Annotated in this window: 19 protein-coding genes; 10 read left to right on the plus strand and 9 right to left on the minus strand. The window is 63.8% G+C overall.

What is annotated here, in order from left to right; genetic code table 11:
* The 3 genes from JQ575_RS12145 to JQ575_RS12155 form a co-directional block, all read right to left on the minus strand.
* Positions 1-608: phosphoenolpyruvate carboxykinase (ATP) (locus JQ575_RS12145; RefSeq protein ID WP_212033433.1), on the minus strand; the 608-nt coding region annotated here is incomplete at its 3' end.
* Between the two features lie 284 nt (positions 609-892).
* Entirely contained in the window at positions 893-3,511 is a 2,619-nt protein-coding gene (locus JQ575_RS12150; RefSeq protein WP_212033434.1) for a CHAT domain-containing tetratricopeptide repeat protein, read from the minus strand.
* Positions 3,512-3,595: 84 nt separating this feature from the next.
* Positions 3,596-4,342 (minus strand): HugZ family protein, encoded by a 747-nt coding sequence (locus JQ575_RS12155; RefSeq protein ID WP_212033435.1) that lies wholly within the window; start codon positions 4,340-4,342, stop codon positions 3,596-3,598.
* 212 nt (positions 4,343-4,554) lie between these two features.
* On the opposite strand from JQ575_RS12155, the gene JQ575_RS12160 reads away from it, so the two are divergent.
* The 5 genes from JQ575_RS12160 to JQ575_RS12180 all read left to right on the plus strand — a co-directional run bounded on the left by JQ575_RS12160 (position 4,555) and on the right by JQ575_RS12180 (position 8,617).
* Entirely contained in the window at positions 4,555-5,256 is a 702-nt protein-coding gene (locus JQ575_RS12160; RefSeq protein ID WP_016843287.1) for a response regulator transcription factor, read from the plus strand.
* A 173-nt stretch (positions 5,257-5,429) separates the two neighbouring features.
* A complete protein-coding gene (locus tag JQ575_RS12165; protein ID WP_212033436.1) occupies positions 5,430-7,241 on the plus strand; it encodes a sensor histidine kinase in 1,812 nt (603 codons plus the stop codon).
* Positions 7,238-7,759, plus strand: a complete 522-nt coding sequence (locus JQ575_RS12170) for an HPr kinase/phosphorylase (protein WP_212033437.1) — start codon at positions 7,238-7,240, stop codon at positions 7,757-7,759. The genes JQ575_RS12165 and JQ575_RS12170 overlap by 4 nt, the downstream gene beginning before the upstream one ends.
* Positions 7,760-7,892: 133 nt before the next feature.
* Positions 7,893-8,294: a PTS sugar transporter subunit IIA gene (locus tag JQ575_RS12175; RefSeq protein ID WP_021076632.1), complete on the plus strand. Its 402-nt coding sequence runs from the start codon at positions 7,893-7,895 to the stop codon at positions 8,292-8,294.
* A complete protein-coding gene (locus tag JQ575_RS12180) occupies positions 8,291-8,617 on the plus strand; it encodes an HPr family phosphocarrier protein (RefSeq protein ID WP_212033438.1) in 327 nt (108 codons plus the stop codon). The genes JQ575_RS12175 and JQ575_RS12180 overlap by 4 nt, the downstream gene beginning before the upstream one ends.
* A 166-nt stretch (positions 8,618-8,783) precedes the next feature.
* Here the strand turns inward: JQ575_RS12180 and JQ575_RS12185 are convergent, their stop codons facing one another.
* Both JQ575_RS12185 and JQ575_RS12190 read right to left on the minus strand, forming a co-directional pair.
* Positions 8,784-9,581 (minus strand): SDR family NAD(P)-dependent oxidoreductase, encoded by a 798-nt coding sequence (locus tag JQ575_RS12185; RefSeq protein WP_212033439.1) that lies wholly within the window; start codon positions 9,579-9,581, stop codon positions 8,784-8,786.
* Between the two features lie 20 nt (positions 9,582-9,601).
* On the minus strand, positions 9,602-11,206 hold the full coding sequence (locus tag JQ575_RS12190) for a glycosyltransferase family 39 protein (RefSeq protein ID WP_212033440.1): 1,605 nt from the start codon (positions 11,204-11,206) through the stop codon (positions 9,602-9,604).
* Between the two features lie 115 nt (positions 11,207-11,321).
* On the opposite strand from JQ575_RS12190, the gene lepA reads away from it, so the two are divergent.
* From lepA to JQ575_RS12210, 4 genes are all read left to right on the plus strand, one after another.
* Positions 11,322-13,133, plus strand: a complete 1,812-nt coding sequence (gene lepA / locus JQ575_RS12195; RefSeq protein WP_212033441.1) for a translation elongation factor 4 — start codon at positions 11,322-11,324, stop codon at positions 13,131-13,133.
* A gap of 171 nt (positions 13,134-13,304) precedes the next feature.
* Positions 13,305-14,537 (plus strand): MFS transporter, encoded by a 1,233-nt coding sequence (locus JQ575_RS12200; protein ID WP_212033442.1) that lies wholly within the window; start codon positions 13,305-13,307, stop codon positions 14,535-14,537.
* A gap of 102 nt (positions 14,538-14,639) precedes the next feature.
* Positions 14,640-15,812, plus strand: a complete 1,173-nt coding sequence (locus JQ575_RS12205) for an acyl-CoA dehydrogenase family protein (protein ID WP_212033443.1) — start codon at positions 14,640-14,642, stop codon at positions 15,810-15,812.
* Positions 15,812-16,279 carry a DUF1801 domain-containing protein gene (locus JQ575_RS12210; RefSeq protein ID WP_312015930.1) on the plus strand — a complete coding sequence of 156 codons (468 nt, stop codon included), beginning with the start codon at positions 15,812-15,814 and terminating at the stop codon, positions 16,277-16,279. Before JQ575_RS12205 ends, JQ575_RS12210 begins: the two co-directional genes overlap by 1 nt.
* 770 nt (positions 16,280-17,049) lie before the next feature.
* On the opposite strand, the gene JQ575_RS12215 is transcribed toward JQ575_RS12210, so the two are convergent.
* The 3 genes from JQ575_RS12215 to JQ575_RS12225 form a co-directional block, all read right to left on the minus strand.
* Positions 17,050-18,051, minus strand: coding sequence for an Hsp33 family molecular chaperone (locus tag JQ575_RS12215; RefSeq protein WP_212033444.1), 1,002 nt, complete (start codon positions 18,049-18,051; stop codon positions 17,050-17,052).
* Between the two features lie 203 nt (positions 18,052-18,254).
* Positions 18,255-19,181 (minus strand): ornithine carbamoyltransferase, encoded by a 927-nt coding sequence (gene argF / locus JQ575_RS12220; RefSeq protein WP_212033445.1) that lies wholly within the window; start codon positions 19,179-19,181, stop codon positions 18,255-18,257.
* Entirely contained in the window at positions 19,181-20,386 is a 1,206-nt protein-coding gene (locus JQ575_RS12225) for an aspartate aminotransferase family protein (protein ID WP_212033446.1), read from the minus strand. The genes argF and JQ575_RS12225 overlap by 1 nt, the downstream gene beginning before the upstream one ends.
* A gap of 482 nt (positions 20,387-20,868) precedes the next feature.
* Here JQ575_RS12225 and JQ575_RS12230 point away from each other — a divergent pair, with 482 nt between their 5' ends.
* Positions 20,869-21,378: a GcrA family cell cycle regulator gene (locus JQ575_RS12230; RefSeq protein ID WP_212033447.1), complete on the plus strand. Its 510-nt coding sequence runs from the start codon at positions 20,869-20,871 to the stop codon at positions 21,376-21,378.
* 168 nt (positions 21,379-21,546) lie between these two features.
* Here JQ575_RS12230 and phoB read toward each other — a convergent pair whose 3' ends face one another.
* Positions 21,547-22,248, minus strand: coding sequence for a phosphate regulon transcriptional regulator PhoB (phoB, locus tag JQ575_RS12235; RefSeq protein WP_192735463.1), 702 nt, complete (start codon positions 22,246-22,248; stop codon positions 21,547-21,549).
* Positions 22,249-22,265: the final 17 nt, after the last annotated feature.

Consider the following 22,265-nt stretch of genomic DNA (forward strand, 5'->3'; position numbering starts at 1 on the left):
AACACGCTCTTCTTCATCTCGCCGGCATAATAAGACCCGCCGATCAGGACGATCTTGCGGGCGAAATCGATCGCGACCACGTTCTCGGACTTGCAGCCGTGGCGTTTGGGATCGGCGCGGAAGCTCGGCAAATCGATGATGGTCAGCTCCGGCACGAAGCTGGCGAGATCCGACGCCTCGGGGCGGATCAAGAGCGTGCGGATGAACAGCGAATGCCAGGCCAATTCCGTGAAGACGCGGGTCTTGATCTGGAAGGAGGGATCAGCGCCGCCGTAGAGGTCCTGCGCGAACAGCGACATGCCTTCGGCGTGCGTGAGGAAATCGGCATAGAGCGCGTCGAACTGCTCTGACGTGATCGACTGGTTGCCGGCCCACCACATCTTTTCGGTGGAGGCGTCGCGCACCGTGAACTTGTCCTTCGGGCTGCGGCCGGTGAACTCGCCGGTGTCGGCGCAGAGCGCGCCATCGGCGGAGAGCACGGCTTCGCCTGACGACAGCGAATATTGGTAGAGCTGCGGCGCTCCGAGGTTCCAGCGAACCTCTTTGAGTTTCTTTAAGCCAAATTTATCGGCGCCAAAGGCACCGTTACGTAGACCCGTCTCTTGCACGAAGAACCTCCTCGAACCCGCGTATCTCGATCGCGCGAATGCCGCTAAACGCGCTTCGGTCGCGGTGACCACTGAATATAGCCTTCCGGCTCCGGTCCGGCGACCTAATACTTGGCAACGCCGTGCTTGCCAAGCCGATCCAACGCGTTTTGGTTTATTCCAGACAAGGCCTTGATCTAGATCAAACACTTGCTGCGGCGCGGGGACGAATGCACACACTCAACGCGCGACCATCAGCCGCGCGATAGCGCTACCATTCCGTTATTGCGCCGCACAATCTGATTTTAGCGGCTCGCCCCCTCGCCGATCAGCGCAAACGGCGCCCAGAATGCCGGATAGGCATTTCGGGGCGACGAAGCATCGTTGAGATAGGCCAGCATCGACTGGCGCAGCGCCTCGGCGCGGCCGAGCTTCGGGTCAGCCTTGAGCCGATCGAAGGTCGATGTCGTCAGCCGCGTGGCGGCCGCGGAATCCACCGCCCAGTGCGACACCAGCAATGCACGCGCGCCGGCATAGAAGAACGATCGCGCCAATCCCGAAAGCGCTTCGGCGCCGGGCTTGTCGCCGGCGATCGTATTGCAGGCTGACAGCACCACCCAATCGGCGTTGAGTTTCAGCTGCGCCACTTCGCTCGACGTGAGCAGGCCGTCGTCGAGTTCGGACGGCTGCTTCGGAATGCTGAGCACCAGCGAGGGTTCGGCGATCCCCTTTACGTCACCGGCGACGAGACCGTGGGTCGCGAAATAGACGATGCTGTAATTGGCAAGCGGGGCGCGCTTCACATTGGTTTCGCTGGCGTTCTCGCCGAGATGAATATCGCTTTCGGAAACGCCGAGATCCTTTGCGACCGCATTGAGTTCGTCGGCGGTATCAGGCAGTTGCGACAGCACGCGAGAGAGCCGCGCCCGATCGACACCGGCGCCTTGCCAGAAGTCGGTATAGGCGACGTTGGTGACGCCGCGCGCCGCGGACTTGATCGCCGCCGGCTTGGCTGTACCGCGCTTGTCGCCACTGCTATCCTGTAACGGATTGAACAGCGGATCGCCGAAACCGGTCATCGGTTTGGTGGTTTGATCCTTGCGGGCAACCAGCCGCAGCGTCTTCAGGCTCGCGACCGACGGCAACACCGACACCGCGTGACGCTTGAGCAGCCAGGCGGCATCGCGATAACCGTCGAGTTTTTCCGGGATCGCTACCGGCGGCTTCTCCGTCACCAGCAGATGAAACGGCAGCGCCGTCAACGCGCCGGTGGGGACAATCAGAAGGCTGCGCTTGTCCTTTATCCGCGTCTCGACGCGACCCAGCAGGTGGTTGTACAGCCAATGGGCGGATTCGAGATTGAACAGAGCGGATTTGCCGGAAGCATCACTGGCATTGGCTATATCCAGTCCACGGCGGAAGTCTGCGACCAACTCATGCAGCCCTTCCGAGCCACGCCCGATCGGAGACCAGTCAAAGCCCTCGCGCGTGATCGCAATGGCGTAGCTGTCCTTCACCGTGGCCGTGAGCAGCACCATCGCCTCGTCGCCTGACAACAGCGACTGAATCTCCTTCACCGTCATGGGCAGCGGATTTGACAGCGCGGCGTAATCGGGAAATTCCGCAGACAAGGTCTTTTGCAACGACGGGCGTTCGGTCGAAATGGCAGCAAGCCTGGCCTTGGTCCGCTGCTCGGCAGCAAGGTCTCGCTTCGATCGCTCTTTCGAGACCGCCGCCACCAAAGCCCTGTCCAGCGCTTCCGTTTCCGCGGCGAGATCCTGATCCCGGCGGACCAGTTCGGCGAGCCGGTCGTTGCCGGCGGCAAGCCGCACCGCCAGCTTGTTGACGGCTGATGCCGCCGACGACTGGGTGCCGCGCTGGATCGCATTGAGCATCGCATCCAGCGCCTGATCGGTCGGGATCAATTTGTTGCGCTCCGCGTCCGCCAGCACCGGAAGAACAGCGCGAAGCTCCCCGCGCCCGCTCGCGATCAGCCGCTGCGCCAGCGGCAACGCCTTCTCCGGGTAGCCTGTCTGAGCTTGGAAGAGCGCCAGATTGTTCATGGATCTGGCGGTATCGGGATGATCGGGGCCAACCGCGCGTTCACGGATCGCCAACGCCCGCTCGAAAAGCCGCTCGGCATCACGGACGCGATCCGTCGGCCCATCGTAAAGTTCCGCCAGATTGTTCAGCGAACGCGCGACGTCGGGATGATCGGGGCCGAGTACTTTCTCGCGGATCGCCAGCGAGCGCTTGATCAGCGGCTCCGCCTTGGCAAAGTGGCCCTCGACCTTCTCGACCTGACCGAGGTTGTTGAGAAGCGTCGCGACCGCCGGATGCTCCGGACCCGCCGCTTTCTCGTAGATCGCCAGCGCGCGCCTGAACAACGGCTTGGAGTCGTCGTGGCGGCCCTGTTTCTCGTAATGGGTGCCGAGATTGTTCAGGGACTGCGCGACATCGGGATGCCCTGACCCCAGCGTCCGCTCGCGGATCGCCAGAGCCCGCTTGAACAGCGGCTCAGCTTCGGCGTAGCGCTCCTGGCGCTGATAGAGCGCAGCGAGATTGTTTAGCGCCGCAGCGATCTCCGGCGACTCGGCGCCAGCCGTCTTCTCCAGAATCGCAATAGCCCGCCTGGACAGCGGCTCCGCTTCAGCGTCCCTGCCCTGACTGCCATAGAGCTGCGCCAGATTGTTCAGCGCGGCTCCAACGTCGCGATGCGCGGGGCCGTATTTCTTTTCCAGGGATTCGACCTGCCCCTGCGCCAGCGCGACAGCTTCGGCATATTTTCCGGCGCGGCTGAGCTCGTTGATCTTGGCGCTGACCGCTGCGGTCTCGCTTTTCTGCGCCGACGACGGCGCGCTGAGACACGTGCTTGCGAAAAGCGTGAGCCCTGCAAGCAGGACCACTCGAGTGCGGGAATTCATGATGCGGACTTAACCTTTGGCCACTTCGCGCGGGAGTGTGGATTAGGTCGCGCGAACGGCCGCCGCCGTTCAAATTCCGGCTGCTCAAGGACTGGTGGGCTCCTTGGCGCGCGCTTCGCCCGCCAGCCGGACCAGCATTTTTCGTAGGGCGGTCCCGTTGGTGACCCGTTCCGGGAAATCCAGCCGCAGCGTGGCGGAGCCTGCCTGCATGTCCATGCCATCGGGGTCGCAGCCGGTGCAGGCCCATTCGGCGCTGTCGGCCCCCAGCAGCCGCGTGGCGTAGAGGTTCATCGCCTCGCGGTGGTCCTCGTTCATGTGCTCCACGGCGCCCTGCTCGGCCTTCAGCAGTCCTTCGGCATCGCTGACATCGGTCAGGAACTGCGCCGGTGTCAGGTCGATGATCCGGCCAAACCCGGCGACCAGATGGGCGCCCGACGGCACGATCCGGAAAAACGAAAAATCCTTAAATTCTACATAGACTTCCGCGGATGGATGGGCGTTGAGATAGCGCCGGCGCAGGATGCCGGCCTGGTCACCCGCGGCCTCCTCGGCCCGGCCCGCCAGCATGATCCGGGCGCCCTCCAGGGGGTCGCCCGCGGCGCGCTCGTCCAGCATCAGCGAGACCCTGTTATCGGCCAGAATATTCTTCGTATGCAGCGCCAGCCGGGAGATCAGCAGAATCGGCGAGGCATCGGAATCGCTCGCGATATTGACCAGCGAGCAATAGGGATCGCCGCTGCCGGCCATCAGGGTTGCCAGCGCGCCCTGGCGGCTCCGCCTCAGCAGCGAGCGGGCCAGTTTGGAAGGGTTAAAATCAGCGGTTGGTTGCATCGTTTTCCAGCCATCTTATTGCAAAAAGGGCCTTTTCTCAGGCCTTGAGGGTGCTATATGGGTGCTACGCATCGTCCGCGGAACGTTTTCGCGGAACTCGGTCACACTTCAGCCCAGCTTGCATTGCTCGTTGACCGCGTACGAAGCCCATTTATACGGCGCACGGCTGATTTGCCCGCCGTTTAAGCCACTTCTCTTTCGAAAGCAGGCTCATGCCCACAATCGCCTTGGTCGATGACGACCGCAACATTCTCACTTCCGTCTCGATTGCGCTCGAAGCCGAAGGCTATCGCATCATGACCTATACGGATGGTGCGTCGGCGCTCGATGGTTTCCGCACCTCGCCGCCGGACCTTGCGATCCTCGACATCAAGATGCCGCGCATGGACGGCATGGAGACGCTGCGGCGGCTGCGGCAGAAGTCCGATCTGCCGGTCATCTTCCTCACCTCCAAGGATGAAGAGATCGACGAATTGTTCGGCCTCAAGATGGGCGCCGACGATTTCATCCGCAAGCCGTTCTCCCAGCGCCTGCTGGTCGAGCGCGTCAAGGCCGTGCTGCGCCGGGGGCAGCCCAAGGATCCGACCGCCGCTCCGAAGGAGCCGGATGCACGTGCACTCGACCGCGGCCTGCTGCGAATGGATCCGGAGCGTCACACCTGCACCTGGAAGAACGAACCGGTGACGCTGACGGTGACCGAGTTCCTGATCCTGCAGGCATTGGCGACGCGGCCCGGTGTGGTGAAAAGCCGCAACGCGCTGATGGACGCGGCCTATGACGATCAGGTCTATGTTGACGACCGCACCATCGACAGCCACATCAAGCGGCTGCGCAAGAAGTTCAAGGTGGTGGACGACGATTTCGAGATGATCGAGACGCTCTACGGCGTCGGCTATCGCTTCAAGGAAGCCTGATCTGCACTTCTGGTCTTTTTTGTTTGGGCATGATCTTTTCGGAAAACCGGTGTCCACCTTTCCGGATCATGCTCGAGCGGCTCGTTAGCTGACGCCTTGGCGCGTCTGGGGTAGGATTGAGCGCGCAAGCCGCGCTTTGCAGGGACAGTCGAGACAACCGGCAGTTTTAGCCATTGCTAGATCGAACGCAGCCTGATCGAGGCCGGAACAACGAGGATGCATCTGCGTCGCTCGATCGGGATTACGTTGCCGACGACAAGGCGCGGAGCCAGGGCTGGCGGCGGCCGCTGGGCTGGCTCCGTCGCGCCGGACAATTCTTCTTTGCACTCTCTTTCTCGAGTCTGACCCGACGTATCGTCTCACTCAATCTGGCGGGCCTCGTCGCGCTGGTGGCGAGCATCCTCTATCTGTCGCAGTTCCGCGCCGGCCTGATCGAGGCGCGCGCGCAGAGCTTGCTGGTGTATGCCGAGATCATCTCCGAAGCGATCGCGACCTCGGCCACCGTCGAGGGCGGCACCATCACCGTCGATCCCGACCGCCTGCTCGATCTGAAGCCCGGGGAAAGCTATGGCATCCCGGACGAGTATTCCGACTTTCCGATCAACCCGGAGCGCGTCGCGCCGGTACTGCGCCGCCTGATCGCGCCGACCAAGACGCGCGCACGTATTTTCGACCGCGAAGGCGGGCTTATCCTGGACAGCCGCAATCTGTTTGCCCGCGGCGACGTGCTGCGGTTCGAATTGCCGCCACCGTCGGCCGACAAGCCCAATATTGCGGAGCGGACACTGACCGCGATCCGCACCTGGTTCAATCGCGGCGACCTGCCGATCTATCGCGAACTCGGCCCCGAGGGCGGCAAAGGCTATCAGGAAGTCGCGCAATCGCTGGGCGGCCAGAAGAGCAGCATGGTCCGCGTCAATGAGCGCGGCGCGGTCATCGTGTCGGTCGCCGTGCCGGTGCAGCACTTCCGCGCGGTGCGCGGCGCGCTGATGCTCACGACCCAGGGCGACGACATCGACCAGATGGTCGGTGCCGAGCGCTGGGCGATCCTGAAAATCGGCGGCGTCGCCTCCGCCGTCATGATCGTATTGTCGCTGCTGCTGGCGAGCACGATCGCCGGTCCGGTGCGGCGACTGGCCGACGGCGCCGAGCGCGTTCGCCGCCGCATCCAGACCCGCGTCGAAATTCCCGACTTCACCCGCCGCCGCGACGAGATCGGCCATCTTTCCGGCGCGTTGCGCGACATGACCAACGCGCTCTATAGCCGCATCGAGGCAATCGAGATGTTTGCCGCCGACGTCGCCCATGAACTGAAGAACCCGCTGACCTCGCTGCGCTCGGCGGTGGAAACGCTGCCGCTGGCGCGCAATGAAAACAGCCGCGCGCGACTGCTCGCCGTCATCGAACACGACGTCAGGCGGCTCGACCGGCTGATCTCGGACATCTCCGACGCCAGCCGCCTCGATGCCGAACTGCAGCGGCAGGATATGGCGCCGGTCGATTTCAGGCGCTTGCTGACGACGCTGACCTCGGTCGCCAATGAAACCAAGCTCGGCCACGACGTCTCCGTCGAGGCGCGCTTCGAGGGCCGCAGCCCGACCGATACCTTCTCGGTGCCCGGCCATGATTCGCGGCTCGGCCAGGTGATCTCCAACCTGCTGTCGAACGCTCAATCGTTCTCCCACACCGGCGGCAAGGTGCGCATCGTCTGCCGGCGCGTCCGTTCGGAAATCGAAATCGTGGTCGACGACGACGGCCCGGGCATCGGCGAGGATGCGCTCGAGCGCATCTTCGAGCGCTTTTACACCGACCGGCCGCATCAGGGCTTTGGCCAGAATTCCGGCCTCGGGCTGTCGATCTCCAAGCAGATCATCGAGGCCCATGGCGGGCGTATCTGGGCCGAAAACCGCGCCGGTCCGGCCGACGCCGACGGCAACCCGACGGTATCGGGCGCGCGCTTCGTGGTCAGGCTGCCGGCGCCATGACCGATAATGCCAGCGTGCACGCCTCCGCCGTGCTGGTTGGCGACCGCGCCGTCCTGATCCGCGGGCCGTCGGGTTCCGGCAAGTCACGGCTGGCCTTCGACCTGATTCTGGCCGGCCGTACCGGCCAGGTTCCACCGGCCATTTTGGTGGGCGATGACCGTGTCCATCTCGACACACTGGCCGGAGAATTGTGGGTCCGCCCGGCGGCTGAATTGGCCGGTCTGATCGAAATCCGGGGCCTCGGGATTCGCCGCTGTGATTGCGTCAGCGAGGCGGTAGTCGGTATGGTTGTCGATCTCGCGGCGGATGACGCGGAACGGCTGCCGCCGCCGGAAGCTCTCCAAGTCAGCCTTAATGGTGTTTTGATACCAAGAATCCCTGTCGGAACCGGCTTTCAGCCCCTTCCGCTGGTTGTCGCCGCGCTGACGACAACTGAAAGTTCACCTTCCGGTAATAATACGGTCGATTGTGTGAAGGGGTTTGGTAACCATATAAGCCCCACTATCGCGACCGAATAAGACCGGCGCAGGCTCCCCTCTCTTGCCACCGATTTCCGGGAGAATAGCCAAGATGCCCTCTTGCGCGGGGCCTCTGGATGGTCAAAGTGGCGCGTTCGTGCGGTGCACCAAAAGCACCCGCGAGGAGTTTCCGATGATTGGTCTAGTGCTTGTGACCCATGGGCGCCTTGCCGACGAGTTCAGGGCGGCGCTCGAACATGTCATGGGTCCGCAGAAACAAATTGAGGCGATTACGATCGGAGCCGAGGACGACTCCGATTTGTGTCGAAGCGACATTATCGAAGCGGTGAATCGCGTCGACAGTGGCGACGGAGTTGCTATCCTTACCGACATGTTCGGTGGCACCCCCTCCAACCTGGCGATCTCCTGCATGAGCCGCCCCAAGGTGGAAGTACTCGCAGGTATCAACCTTCCCATGCTGGTGAAGCTTGCCAAGGTGCGCGAAGAGCGCTCGCTTCCGGACGCCATCGCGATGGCCCAGGAAGCCGGTCGCAAATACGTCACCATCGCCAGCCGCGTGCTCGCCGGCAAATGAGCGACGACGCCGCGCCCGGAAACGACGTCGGGCCGAGCGTGCCAGCCGGCGCCATTTCCCGCGAGCTCCTCATCATCAACAAGCGCGGACTGCACGCGCGCGCGTCGGCCAAATTCGTCCAGATGGTCGAGCGTTTCAACGCCGAGGTCTGGGTGACGCGCGGCAACGAGACCGTCGGCGGCACCTCGATCATGGGATTGATGATGCTGGCCGCGGGCCCCGGCACCACGGTGACGGTTTCCGCCACCGGCCCCGAAGCGCAGGCCGCGGTCGATGCGATCGCGGGTCTCGTCGCCGACAAGTTCAACGAAGAAGGCGTGTGAGGCGGATTGGCCTCGTGGTTCGAGACACGCAAGAGCGCGCTCCTCACCATGAGGGTCTAAGATCTCACCCTGAGCCGGTAGACCTGATGAGCTAGTAGACCTCATCCTGAGGAGCGCGCTTTTGCGCGCGTCTCGAAGGATGAAGCCACCGAAGCACCGATCAATCTCAAAACGGATTGGTGACGATGCCGCCGTCGGCGCGCAGCGCGGCGCCGTTGGTGGCGCTTGAGGCTTTCGAACAGACGTAGCAGATCAGATTGGCGATCTCCTCGGGCTCGGCATAGCGCTGCAACAGCGAGGCTGGCCGCCGTTCGCTGAAGGTGCGCGCGACGAGCTCGTCGACGGTCGTTCCCATGCCCTTGGCACGCGCGGCCAGCCGCACCGGCGCCATCTCGACCCAGGTCGGCCCCGGCATGACCGAATTCACGGTCACGTTGGTCGCCTTGGTGAGTTCGGCGGCGCCGCGCGCGACCACAAGCTGGGCGGCCTTGGAGAAGCCGTAGTGAACCATCTCCTTGGGAATGAAGACGCCGGATTCGCTGGAGACGAACACGACGCGGCCCCAATCCTTGTTATCAAGCATCCGCTTCAGATAATGCCGGGTCAGACGCACGCCGCTCATCACGTTGACTTCGAACATCCTCGTCCAGTCGGAATCCTCGATATCGAAGAAGCCCTTCGGCTCGTAGATGCCGAGATTGTTGACGAGGATGTCGACTTCAGGGAATTGCGCTGTCAGCGCGGCGCAGCCTTCGGCGCCTCCGAGATCGACCGCCGCCGAGTGCACCTCGACAGCCGGCGCAGCTTGCCGAACTTTTGCCATGGCCTCTGTCACGTCCGCTTGCTCGCGCCCGTTGACGATGACTTCCGCACCCATCCGCGCGAGCCCGATGGCGGTTGCGAGCCCGATGCCGCGCGTCGAGCCGGTGACCAGCGCGGTCTTTCCAGTCAAATCGAGATTCATGCGTTCCCCCAATTCCCTTTTTATTTCTTTTCCGGCGGCACCACTATCACGTTCCAGATCGTGGCGGGGCCCGGCCCCCCTGAGAAAAACCTGCGCGTCGTGATCACCATGCGCTCGCCATTGACGGCGTGGTCCTTCATCCATGCCTCGCATTTTTCGAACTTCCAGTCGCCGGTCTCGCAGATCCCGATAAAGCCGGATCGCTTGGCCTCTTCGAGCGAGGTCAGCCCCGAAGACCACGGCTCGTACGGCGTCAGGACCGCCGGATGATCGACGCTGTAGAATGTAACGGGGTGGCCGATATCGCTGTAGGCCGCGACCACGGGCAAGGCTGAGAAAAACCGCCGGTGCCAGACCTCGGTCAACTCGCGCGCAAGTTCGGAGCGCGCCCGGTAGCTGGCGCCCTCGTTGCGATGCTGGCCGGCATCATAGGCAGCGATCTGCGGCGATGCGATCAACACGGCCAGCGTCAGCACCAGCCAGGTTGCGGTCAGCCGCAGCAACGCGATGCTCCGCACGCGCAGCGCCGGGATCGCGATCAGCGCCAGCGGCACCAGGAAGAACAGCGGGATGCCCCAATCGGTCTTGATGTAGACCTGGAACAGCACCGCACCGAGCGGCGGCCCGATCGCGACCACCGCCTGGATCAGCCAGACATTGAGCGCTTGCCCGGTGTTGACGCTGGCATTCGCACCGCGCGACCAGAACGCAAAAAACGGTTTGCGCCAGCGCGACGGCCACGCCAGCGCTACTCCCGCCAGCACCACCGGCAATGCCAGCAGCGCCAGATTGTGACCGACATAACCGAGCGCGAGGTTGTCGATCATGTGGCGGTCGGTGATCGAATAGATTTCGCCGGCATAGGTGAACGGGACGAAATTCACGTCCCTCAGCCAGATCAAATGCGGGACCATCGCCACCACGAGCACGAAGATGGCCACCCACGGCGCCGGCGAGCGCAGGAATTGCAGGCGCTGCGGATGGATCAGCGCGGCGAGGCCGATGGCGCCGATCATGGTCAGCGCCCAGTATTTGGTCATCAGCGCCAGCGCGCCGGCGATCCCGAGCAACCATCCGGATTTCACGCTGCGCTTCGCGAATGCGTCGAGATAGGCCAGCACCAGAAGCGGCAGCGTCACCAGCTGCAGCAGGTCCGGGTTGTACTTGAAGCCCTTGAAGTTGAAGATCGGATAGAGCGCGAGCATCACCACGACGAGGAAGGCGCGGCGGTGATCGACCACGCGCAGCGCCAGCAGCCAGCAGATCACGAGCCCCAAACCCAGCGTCGCCATCGCCAGCGCATAGGTCGCCCAATCGGTGACCCGGAACAGCCTGAACCAGGCGCCGGCGACCCAACCCGACAGCGGCGGATGCTTGCCATAGCCGAACAGGAACTTCTGGCCCCAGCCGAACGCCTCGGCGACGTCCATATGGATGTCCTGGCCGGTCTTCAGATTGACCAGGATCAGCGTCCAGAGCGCGGCATGGACCACGGCAAAGCCGCTCACCAGCCACAAAGCGCCCTTGGGGTCGCTGGCGCATGAGGCCAGCCATGCCGCCAGCCGCCGGACGGACAATCTGCGCCTGGAACGCGCGGCGGCGGGTAAAATTGATGCAGTCGACATGGAGGAGTGCGTAGCGCGTTTTTGGCGCGCGTGGAATCAGCTTGGCGTGAAGAATGCCCCTTAAAATACAGCAATATGGTTGCCGCACGGGGATGTGAATGCTATCCCGCGCCCCATGACAACTGCCCCGATTTCCAACATCCGCAACTTCTCCATTGTCGCCCATATCGACCATGGCAAATCGACGCTGGCCGACCGCCTGATCCAGACCACCGGCGGGCTGACCGATCGCGAAATGGCGGGCAAGGAGCAGGTGCTCGATTCCATGGATATCGAGCGCGAGCGCGGCATCACCATCAAGGCGCAGACCGTCCGGCTGAAATACCGCGCCAAGGACGGCAAGGACTACATCTTCAACCTGATGGACACGCCGGGCCATGTCGACTTCGCCTACGAAGTCTCGCGCTCGCTGGCTGCCTGTGAAGGATCGCTGCTGGTGGTCGACGCCAGCCAGGGCGTCGAGGCGCAGACGCTCGCCAACGTCTACCACGCGCTCGACGCGGGTCATGAGATCGTGCCGGTGCTCAACAAGGTCGACCTGCCCGCCGCCGAGCCCGAAAAGGTCAGGCAGCAGATCGAGGACGTGATCGGCATCAGCGCCGCTGACGCGGTGATGATCTCGGCCAAGACCGGGCTTGGCATTCCCGACGTGCTGGAAGCCATCGTCACCCGCCTGCCGCCGCCGAAGGGCGACCGCGAGGCGACGCTGAAGGCGCTGCTGGTCGATAGCTGGTACGACGTCTATCTCGGCGTCGTCGTTCTCATTCGCGTCGTCGATGGCGTGATGAAGAAGGGCAGCCGCATCCGCATGATGGGCACCAACGCCGCCTATGACGTCGAGCGCGTCGGCTTCTTCACCCCGAAGATGACGCAGATCGACGAACTCGGCCCCGGCGAGATCGGTTTCATCACCGCCGCGATCAAGGAAGTCGCCGACACGAGAGTGGGCGATACCATCACCGACGACCGCAAGCCGATCACCGACATGCTGCCGGGCTTCAAGCCCGCGATCCCCGTGGTGTTCTGCGGCCTGTTCCCGGTAGATGCCGACGACTTCGAAACGTTGCGCGCGGCGATGGGCAAGCTTCGGCTCAATGATGCGAGCTTCTCGTTCGAGATGGAAACCTCCGCCGCGCTCGGCTTCGGTTTCCGCTGCGGCTTCCTCGGGCTGCTGCATCTGGAGATCATCCAGGAGCGCCTGCAGCGCGAATTCGATCTCAACCTGATCGCAACCGCGCCGAGCGTGATCTACAAGATGCACCTGACTGACGGTCAGGAGATCGAAATCCACAATCCCGTCGACATGCCCGACGTGGTCAAGATCGCCGAGATCCAGGAACCGTGGATCGAAGCCACCATCCTGACGCCGGACGAATATCTCGGCAGCGTGCTGAAGCTGTGCCAGGACCGCCGCGGTTCGCAGAAAGAGCTGACCTATGTCGGCTCGCGCGCGATGGTGAAATATGATCTGCCGCTCAACGAAGTCGTGTTCGATTTCTACGACCGGCTCAAATCGGTTTCGAAGGGCTACGCCTCGTTCGATTATCATCTGACCGACTACAAGCCCGCGGATCTCGTCAAGATGCAGATCCTCGTCAACCTCGAGCCGGTCGACGCGCTGTCGATGCTGGTGCATCGTACCCGCGCCGAAGGCCGCGGCCGCGCCATGGTCGAGCGGATGAAGGAACTGATCCCGCCGCACATGTTCGTGATTCCGATCCAGGCTGCGATCGGCGGCAAGGTGATCGCCCGCGAAACCGTCCGCGCGCTGCGCAAGGACGTCACCGCGAAATGCTACGGCGGCGACATCACGCGCAAGCGCAAGCTTCTGGAGAAGCAGAAGGAAGGCAAGAAGAAGATGCGGCAGTTCGGCAAGGTCGACATCCCGCAGGAAGCCTTCATTGCCGCGCTGAAGGTGGATAGCTGAGGCGCGCTTTGCGCACTTTGCCCGCTGGCTCTACGACCCCGCGCCGCCCAACTCTGGCGGTGAGATGCGAAAACCTGTGACCGGCCATTCGTCCGCCGCCTTGCTCTGCCGCGGCGGATAGGTCACCATCGTCCCGCGCACACAAAAAATATTACAAGCGCGAGGAAACGCATGAGCAAGCCTGCCGGTTTTTCTTATGGCTGGATCGTCGTCGGCGCTGGCGCGCTGATGACCTGTGTCGGCTTCGGCACGATGTTGTCGCTGGCGGTGTTCCTGCAGCCGATTGCGACGGATACGGGCTGGTCGGTCAGCGGCGTCTCGGCGGCGGCGACGATCGATTTCCTCGCCATGGGATTTGCGGCGTTCTTCTGGGGCGCATTGTCCGACCGGTTCGGCACCCGCATCGTGGTTTTGGCCGGCGCGGTGCTGCTGGGCATCGGCCTGGTCGGCGCGAGCCAGGCCACAGGCCTGTGGCAGTTCCAGTTTTTCTTCGGCGTGCTGATCGGGATTGCTGCGGGGAGTTTCTATGCGCCGATGGTCGCGGTCGCGAGCGCCTGGATCGAACATCGCCGCAGCCTTGCGGTGGCGCTGGTGTCGGCCGGCATGGGCGTGTCGCCGCTGACGATCGCACCATTCGCAAGCTATTTGATCACGACCTATGACTGGCGCACGGCGATGCTGGTGATCGGCATCGCATCCTGGGCACTGTTGATCCCGGCATCGTTCCTGGTGCGTCCGGCGCCGCCAGCCGCAGCACCCGTGAGCGGCGGACCTGACGTGCCGGAAGTACAGTGGACGGTCGGACAGGCGTTGCGCACCCCGCAATTCATCACGCTCGCACTGGCGCATTTCGCCTGCTGCGCGGCGCATTCGGGGCCGATCTTCCACATGGTGAGCTACGCGATGATCTGCGGCATCGCGCCGCTGACCGCCGTCACCGTCTACAGCCTTGCCGGATTCTCCGGACTTGGCGGCCGGCTGCTGCTGGGCGTCATGGCCGATCGCCTCGGCGCCAAGCCGGTGCTGGTCGGCGGGCTGTTCGTGCAGGCGATGTCGGTCGCGACCTATCTCGCGGTCGGCCAGCTCGGCGAGTTCTATGCGCTGTCTGTGATCTTCGGGCTCGCCTATGGCGGCGTGATGCCGCTCTATGCGGTGCTGGTCCGCGAATATTTCGGCGCACGCATCATGGGCACGGTGTTCGGCGCGGTCTCCGCTTTTGCCAGCCTCGGCATGGCGCTGGGGCCGTTGGCCGGCGGCTGGGTGTTCGATACTTTCCACGCCTATAACTGGCTCTATGTCGGCTCGTTTGCGATCGGCATTACCGCGGTCGCGGTGGCGCTGAGTTTTCCGTCGGCGAAGCGCCCATCGCAGCCGTCGCTCGATCTCGGACGCGCCGCAGCCTGAGATGCGCCGTGAGAAGCATGCCTTGCGCCGCCTTGATCGGGGGCGGCGGATGGGCCACCATCGCCCCTCGCGCAAACAAAACAAGACAATGCGAGGAAGCGCATGAACAAGCACCCCGGCCTCGACCTCGTCGAGCGCGCGCGCATGCTGCAGCCATTGATCGCGCGCGACGCCGACGAAATCGAGCGGACGCGGCGGCTGACGCCTAATGTGACCACCGCCCTGATCGAGAACGGGCTTTATCGTTCGTTGCTGCCGCAGAGCCTCGGCGGCGCCGAATTGCCGCTCGAGATCTTCATGCAGATGCAGGAGGAAATCGCCAAGGCCGATGCTTCCACCGCCTGGTGCCTCGGCCAGTGCAGCGTCTGCGCCATGACCGCGGCCTATCTCGATGCCGATGCCGCCAGCGAGATTTTCAACGTCGCGCCCGGCATCCTCGCCTGGGGCGCGATCAAGCATGAAGTGCAGGTCGTGCCCGGCGGCTATAGGGCCAGCGCGCGCTGGGATTTTGCCAGCGGCTCCCGGCAGGCGAGCTGGCTCGGCGCCCATGTCCGGGTGGTCGAGGCCGACGGCAGCCCGCGGCGCAAGGCGGACGGTTCGCCTGAGATCCGCACCATCCTGTTTCCGGTGGCTGACGCCACGATGTATGACGTCTGGGACGTCATCGGTTTGCGCGGCACCGGCACCGATTCCTATTCGGTCGATAATCTCTTCATCCCGGACAAATTCGCGGCGCTGCGCGACGAACCTGCGGCGCTCCGAGAACACGGCCCGCTCTACAAGCTCTCCACCAACATGGTGTTCAGCATGGGCTTTGCCGCGACCTCGCTCGGCGTCGCGCGTGCGACGCTGGATGCCGCCACCGACCTGGCGCGCGGCAAGACGCCGCAAGGCCTCAAGGCGATGCGCGACAACAACGCCGTGCAGGGCCTGATCGGGCGCACCGAGGCGACCTTGCGCGCCGCGCGCGCCTATCTCTACACCACCGCGGCCGAGGTCTGGCGCGATCTCGCCCGCGGCGATGCCCTCACCGAACAGCACCGCATCGCGCTGCGGATCGCCGCGACCTGGACCATCCATCAATCGGCCGCCGTGGTCGACACCGCCTATCACATGGCCGGCGCCACCGCCGTCTTCAGCGCCAACAAGTTCGAACGGCGCTTTCGCGACATGCACGCCATCGCGCAGCAGATCCAGGCCCGCGATACCCATTACGAGGATGCCGGCAAGGCGATTCTTTTCGCCAATCTCGATACGCCGCCGACGGCGCGCTGATGGGGCTTGCGAAGAAGATGGCCGGGGCAAAAGCTGCGAAGAAGGTCCCCGCGAAAACTCCGGCTTCCGCCGTCGACGCCGTCTTCGACGCCTACCCCAAGCCGGTGAGGGAAAAATTGCTGGCGCTGCGCCGCCTGATCTTCGACACCGCGAAAACCACCAAGGGCGTCGGCGCGCTGGAAGAGACGTTGAAATGGGGACAGCCGAGCTATCTCACGGCGGAGACCAAGAGCGGCAGCACAATCCGGATCGATCAGGTCAAGCCGGTGCCCGGGCAGTATGCGGTCTACTTCCATTGCCAGACCAACCTGGTCGAGACGTTTCGCGAGCTTTATCCGGAGCTGCGCTACGGCGGCAACCGCAGCATTCTGCTCAGCGCGGAAGATAAGGTGCCCGAGGCAGAGTTGCGCCACTGCGTGGCGCTGGCGCTGACGTATCATTTGGGCAAGCGGACGGGCGCGAAATAGGCCTTCTGAGAGTGCCTGCATTCCTGATTCAATTTTCAAACAGCCAAATCTAAAACCGTCATCCTGAGGTGCGCGCTCTTGCGCGCCTCGAAGGACGACGGCCCGTCTGTGGCCGATTCATCCTTCGAGGCTCGCTACGCTCGCACCTCAGGATGACGGATATAGGTCCACGATCTCGCGGCTTGATAGGCCCGAGCTTTGCCAAAAACTCCGTGCCCCCGAAATAGAGAGGGCGCAGGGAAGACCGGGTGCGCGCTGCACCCGCGGTCCCGTGTGCGATTTGCACTTAGTAGGCTGCACACGAGCATACAGGGCAGCGGAGAACACCCGGCCTTCCCTGCGCAATGGCTTTACGGCTTATGCCGTGATCTCCCCGGAGACGAGTTCTTGGTTGACTCCGTCGCTGCCGTTCAGCTCTCGCCTACCCGACAGCTTGACACCTGCAACGGGTGCCAGGACCACACGGTTTTGCCGTACGCTAATCCGCGCCATCGTCTCAGCGCAAACCAGCGTCCACCGCAAGACGACGGCCGACGCCCTCTGAGTGGGACGGGATGGGCAAACAAATATCCCTGATTCTACTTCTGGTAAACAGAAATATTTTTTACTTTGGGACTTGACACGATTTCCGCAAATCGGAAGTGATTTGCCCGTCGGGTTGTTTTGTCGCACTCAGCCGTCATTGCGAGCGCAGCGAAGCAATCCATGGCACGGCTTGGGGCAATATGGATTGCCTCGCTGCGCTCGCAATGACGCGGAGATATCGCCCCCTACTCCACACCCGCTTCATCCGGCGTGAACTCATAGACCGACGAGCAGAACTCGCAGGTCACCACCACCTTGCCGTCCTTGACCATTTCGGCGCGGTCCTGCGGCTGGAAGCTTTTCAGCATCGTGGACACTGCGTCGCGCGAGCAGGAGCATTGCGCGCGCAGCGGCAGCGGGGTGAACACGCGCACGCCGCGTTCGTGGAACAGGCGATACAACAACCGCTCGCCCGACAAATCCGGATCGAGCAGTTCGACATCCTCGACGGTCGAGATCAGCGACTGGCCTTCGACCCAGGCGTCGTCTTCGGCCACCGCATGTGTCACGGCGCCTTCCGGCGCATCGCCGGGATCGAGGTCGGCCTGCCGCGCCCGCTCCGGCGCCTGCGGCAGGAATTGCAGCAGCATGCCGCCGGCGCGCCAGCGGTGTTTCGGACCGTCGCCGCTGCCGCGCCATTCCTCGCCGACCGCAAGCCGCACGCGGGTCGGGATCTGTTCGGAGCGCAGGAAATATTCATGCGCGGCGTCTTCGAGATTACCGCCTTCCAGCGCCACCAGGCCCTGATAGCGGCCCATGTCCGCGCCCTGGTCGATGGTCATCGCAAGGTGACCGTTGCCGAGCAGCGCGCCGGAATCCTGGCCCTCCTTCAGCCGCGTCGCATCGAACCGCGCATAGGCGCGCAGCCGATCCGGCAGCTGGAAATCGACGATCAGGAACGACACCGGGCCGTCGGTCTGGGTCTGCAGGATGAAGCGGCCGTCGAACTTCAGGGACGAGCCGAGCAACGTCGCCAGCACGATGGCCTCGCCGAGCAGCTTGCAGACCGGGGCCGGGTAATCGTGCTTGGTCAGGATGTCGTCGAGCGCCGGGCCGAGCCGGGTCAGCCGTCCGCGCAGGTCGAGCGCATTGACCTCGAACGGCAGCGCCGCATCGTCGATGGGAACCGCCGATGGCGCGCGGATCGGCGCTGAGGGCGTGATTTTGATGTCGGGGGATTGAGTCATGGCGCTTTATCTGGGGTCGAAGAGAGTGAATCGAAAGGGGTTGCAGTGAACGCGAATGTCACTTCAGACGTCGTCCCGGCGAAGGCCGGGACCCTTAGCCACAGGGCGTTCTGAGTAAGGCAAGGCGTCAACCACTGCCTTCAATCATTAGGGCCGCGGCGTATGGGTCCCGGCCTTCGCCGGGACGACAACCAACTGCAGCGCTACGCCACTTCGTTAAAACACCAGGCCAGAATGCCCTTTTGCGCATGCAGGCGGTTTTCGGCTTCGTCGAACACCACCGATTGCGGGCCGTCGATCACCTCGTCCGTGACCTCCTCACCGCGATGGGCGGGCAGGCAGTGCATGAACAGCGCGTCGGGCTTGGCCAGCGACATCAGCTGGGCATTGACCTGGTAGGGCTTGAGCACGTTGTGGCGATGCTCGCCGTCCTTGTCGCCCATCGACACCCAGGTGTCGGTCACGACGCAGTCGGCACCGGCGACGGCGGCTTCCGGGTCGTTGCCGAGCACGATCGGCGCCTGCGTCGCCTTGATCCAGTCCTTCATCGCCTTGTTCGGCGCGAGCTGCGGCGGGGTCGCCACGTTCAGTTGGAACTTCAAACGCTCCGCCGCGTGCGCCCATGACGCCAAGACGTTGTTGTCATCGCCGGTCCAGGCCACGGTGCGGCCCTCGATCGAGCCGCGATGCTCCTCGAACGTCATCAGGTCAGCCATCACCTGGCAGGGATGCGAGCGCCGGGTGAGCCCGTTGATGACGGGCACGGTGGCGTTGGCGGCGAGCTCCAGCAGCGCATCGTGGTTGAGGATGCGGATCATGATCGCATCGACGTAACGCGACAGCACGCGCGCCGTATCCGCGATGGTCTCGCCGCGGCCGAGCTGCATTTCCGCGCCGGTCAGCATGATGGCCTCGCCGCCGAGCTGGCGCATGCCGACGTCGAACGAGACCCGGGTGCGGGTCGACGGCCGTTCGAAGATCATCGCCAGCGTCTTGCCCTCGAGCGGCTTTCTGGGCGTCTCATGCGCCTTCAGCTTCGCCTTCATGGCGACGCTCAGGTCCAGCATGTTGCGCAGTTCCTTCGGCGGCAGCTCGCTGATATCGAGGAAGTGACGTAGGGACTTGCTCATCACCCCGCCGCCTTCTTCTTGTCGCCTGACAGCGCGATGCAGGCGCGTTCGAGGCTTTGGACGGACTGCTCGACCTCGGATTCGGAAACGATCAGCGGCGCGAGGAAGCGGACGACATTGTCGCCGGCGCCGACCGTCAGCAGCTTCTGGTCGCGCAGCGCGGCGACGAGATCGCCCGAGGGCACCACCGCCTTGACGCCGATCAGCAGCCCTTCGCCGCGCACTTCCGCGAGCACGGCAGGATAGCGATCGACCACGGAAGCGAGCTTCTGTTTCAGCAGCAGCGAGACTTTCTGCACGTGGTCGAAGAAGCCCGGTTTGAGCATCACGTCGAGCACCGCGTTGGCGGAGGCGATCGCCAGCGGGTTGCCGCCGAAGGTCGAGCCGTGCGAGCCCGGCGTCATGCCGGACGCCGCCTCTGCCGTGGCAAGGCAGGCGCCGATCGGAAAGCCGCCGCCGAGCGCTTTTGCCAGCGACATGATGTCGGGGGTGACGCCGAGGCGCTTATAGGCAAACAGATCGCCGGTGCGGCCCATGCCCGTCTGCACCTCGTCGAAAATCAGCAGCAGGCCCTTGTCATCGCACAATTGTCGGAGCGCCTTGTAGAACGCATGCGGCGCGCTGCGGACACCGCCCTCGCCCTGCACCGGCTCGATCAGGATGGCGGCGGTCTGCGGCCCGATCGCCTTCTTGACCGCTTCGAGATCGCCATGCGCGACCTGGTCGAAGCCATCAAGCGGCGGACCGAAACCTTCCAGATATTTGGCCGAGCCGGTCGCCGCCAGCGTGCCCAGCGTGCGGCCGTGGAACGCGCCCTCGAAGGTGACGATGCGATAGCGATCGGGATGGCCCTTGGCGGCGTGATAGCGGCGCGCGACCTTGATCGCGCATTCCATCGCTTCGGCGCCGGAATTACAGAAGAACACCAGATCGGCAAAGCTCTGCTCGCACAGCCTTGCTGCAAGCTTGTCGCCGTCCGGGCTCCTGAACAGGTTCGACATGTGCCAGAGCTTGGTGGCCTGCTCCTGCAAGGCGGCGACCAGATGCGGATGGCAATGGCCGAGCGCATTCACCGCCACGCCCGAGGTGAAGTCGAGATAGCGCTCGCCCGACGTCGAGATCAGCCACGCGCCTTCGCCGCGTTCGAAACCGAGATCGACTCTCGCGAAAACGGGAAGCAGATGCGACGGGGCGCTGTTGGTCATGGCCATCACTGACGGTTAGAGACCGGCCACATAGCGTGCATTGGCGCGAACGCGGCACAGCCGGTCTTGCGAAAACAAAACGTGCCGCCTTTTCGGGGCGGCACGTGACAGGCATTCTATGCTGGCTTTGGACCGTGTCAACACGCCTAAAACCGGCTTCCCTGCAGTGCAGGATAAAGCAATCCGTAGCATTCCGGTGCCGTGGAAAACTCTAATTGCAATGCATAAATACCGGAACATGTGGACGCACGGACGCGGACTCTTGCGCCAGAGTCCCGCCATATTGTAGCGTCTGGGCTGTCGGGTACGACATCTCGTGCGGAAGTACTGACCCCTAGAGTCCATTTTGTAAGGCGTAAACGTTCGGGCGGCTTTTATGCGCCCGGCGAAGGCTAAGGGATTCTGCCCGCTGGGATTTTTGAGAATTGGCATCGCCAGCGCTGCCCCCGGTTTGGCCGGCTCTGTGCGAAGGGAAGAATGCGATGACGGTATTGACCTGGTCCGACGAGCGCGTCGAGCAGCTTAAAAAGCTCTGGGAGGGCGGACTTTCCGCCAGCCAGATCGCCGCGGAACTCGGAAATGTGACGCGAAATGCAGTGATCGGCAAAGTGCACCGGCTGGGTCTTTCCGGCCGTGCCAAGAGCCCCTCCTCGGCCGCGCCGCGTCAGCGCAAGGCGCGCCCCGCCCCGCAGATGATGCGGGTGTCGCGCCCGGTGTCGCGCGGCAACACCGCGCTGGCCCACGCCTTCGAGGTGGAGATGGAGCCGGATCCGGTCGCCTACGACAATGTGGTGCCGATGAGCCAGCGGCTGACGCTGCTCGAATTGAACGAGGCCACCTGCCACTGGCCGATCGGCGATCCCTCGAGCTCGGAGTTCTTTTTCTGCGGCGGCAAGGCGCTCACCAGCCTGCCCTATTGCGCGCATCACTCGCGCATCGCCTATCAGCCGGCCTCCGATCGCCGCCGCCCGGCGCCGAAGCCGACCAGGTAAGGGCTGCGCGGAAGCTACGCGGAAAATATCCGCTGTCGTCCCTGCGAACGCAGGGACCCATAACCACAGGCGTTCGTGGTTATGCTTGGTTGGAGCTCCAGCTCATTTCAAAAAATGAGATCGGTGGTTATGGGTCCGGCCTTCGCCGGGACGACGATGGAGTATTGGCTACTCCACCTTCGCAAACCGATCATCCAGCGCGTAGCCGGCGCCGCGCACGGTGCGGATCGGATCCTGCTCGCGGCCGGGATTGAGCAATTTGCGCAGGCGGCCGATATGGACGTCGACGGTACGCTCGTCGATATAGATGTCGCGGCCCCAGACGCTGTCGAGCAGTTGCTCGCGGCTGAACACGCGGCCGGGATGTTCCAGGAAAAACTCCAGCAGGCGATATTCGGTCGGCCCGAGATCGATCGGACGGCCCGAGCGCGCGACGCGGCGCTTTTCGCGATCGAGTTCGATATCGCCATAGGTCAGCACGGTGGCCAGCCGCTCCGGGCTCGCCCGCCGCAACAGGCCCTTCACCCGCGCCAGCAGCTCCGGCACCGAAAAGGGTTTGACGATGTAGTCGTCGGCGCCGGTCGCCAGCCCCCGCACCCGTTCGCTTTCCTCGCCGCGCGCGGTCAGCATGATGATCGGCAGCGCCTTGGTCTCCGGCCGCGCCCTTAAGCGCCGGCACAGCTCGATGCCGGACAGGCCCGGCAGCATCCAGTCCAGCACGATCAGGTCGGGCACCCGCTCCTTCAGCCTTGTGTCGGCGTCGTCACCGCGGGCGACGGTTTCGACCTCATAGCCTTCGGCATCGAGGTTGTAGCGCAGGAGCGTGGTGAGCGCTTCCTCGTCTTCAACCACCAGAATGCGTGCGTTCATCTATGTCAGCCTCTTGA

The sequence above is a fragment of the Bradyrhizobium sp. JYMT SZCCT0428 genome, from assembly GCF_018131075.1.
Taxonomy (GTDB): domain Bacteria; phylum Pseudomonadota; class Alphaproteobacteria; order Rhizobiales; family Xanthobacteraceae; genus Bradyrhizobium.

What these genes read in the sequence shown, in the direction of transcription:
- JQ575_RS12160 (WP_016843287.1), top strand. Translation starts at nt 4,555, where the DNA reads ATGCCCACAATCGCCTTGGTCGATGACGACCGCAACATTCTCACTTCC.
- argF (WP_212033445.1), bottom strand. Translation starts at nt 19,181, where the DNA reads ATGAGCAAGTCCCTACGTCACTTCCTCGATATCAGCGAGCTGCCGCCG.
- JQ575_RS12205 (WP_212033443.1), top strand. Translation starts at nt 14,640, where the DNA reads ATGAACAAGCACCCCGGCCTCGACCTCGTCGAGCGCGCGCGCATGCTG.
- JQ575_RS12170 (WP_212033437.1), top strand. Translation starts at nt 7,238, where the DNA reads ATGACCGATAATGCCAGCGTGCACGCCTCCGCCGTGCTGGTTGGCGAC.
- JQ575_RS12200 (WP_212033442.1), top strand. Translation starts at nt 13,305, where the DNA reads ATGAGCAAGCCTGCCGGTTTTTCTTATGGCTGGATCGTCGTCGGCGCT.
- JQ575_RS12175 (WP_021076632.1), top strand. Translation starts at nt 7,893, where the DNA reads ATGATTGGTCTAGTGCTTGTGACCCATGGGCGCCTTGCCGACGAGTTC.
- JQ575_RS12225 (WP_212033446.1), bottom strand. Translation starts at nt 20,386, where the DNA reads ATGACCAACAGCGCCCCGTCGCATCTGCTTCCCGTTTTCGCGAGAGTC.
- JQ575_RS12155 (WP_212033435.1), bottom strand. Translation starts at nt 4,342, where the DNA reads ATGCAACCAACCGCTGATTTTAACCCTTCCAAACTGGCCCGCTCGCTG.
- phoB (WP_192735463.1), bottom strand. Translation starts at nt 22,248, where the DNA reads ATGAACGCACGCATTCTGGTGGTTGAAGACGAGGAAGCGCTCACCACG.
- JQ575_RS12210 (WP_312015930.1), top strand. Translation starts at nt 15,812, where the DNA reads ATGGGGCTTGCGAAGAAGATGGCCGGGGCAAAAGCTGCGAAGAAGGTC.
- JQ575_RS12215 (WP_212033444.1), bottom strand. Translation starts at nt 18,051, where the DNA reads ATGACTCAATCCCCCGACATCAAAATCACGCCCTCAGCGCCGATCCGC.
- JQ575_RS12150 (WP_212033434.1), bottom strand. Translation starts at nt 3,511, where the DNA reads ATGAATTCCCGCACTCGAGTGGTCCTGCTTGCAGGGCTCACGCTTTTC.
- lepA (WP_212033441.1), top strand. Translation starts at nt 11,322, where the DNA reads ATGACAACTGCCCCGATTTCCAACATCCGCAACTTCTCCATTGTCGCC.
- JQ575_RS12185 (WP_212033439.1), bottom strand. Translation starts at nt 9,581, where the DNA reads ATGAATCTCGATTTGACTGGAAAGACCGCGCTGGTCACCGGCTCGACG.
- JQ575_RS12230 (WP_212033447.1), top strand. Translation starts at nt 20,869, where the DNA reads ATGACGGTATTGACCTGGTCCGACGAGCGCGTCGAGCAGCTTAAAAAG.
- JQ575_RS12180 (WP_212033438.1), top strand. Translation starts at nt 8,291, where the DNA reads ATGAGCGACGACGCCGCGCCCGGAAACGACGTCGGGCCGAGCGTGCCA.
- JQ575_RS12190 (WP_212033440.1), bottom strand. Translation starts at nt 11,206, where the DNA reads ATGTCGACTGCATCAATTTTACCCGCCGCCGCGCGTTCCAGGCGCAGA.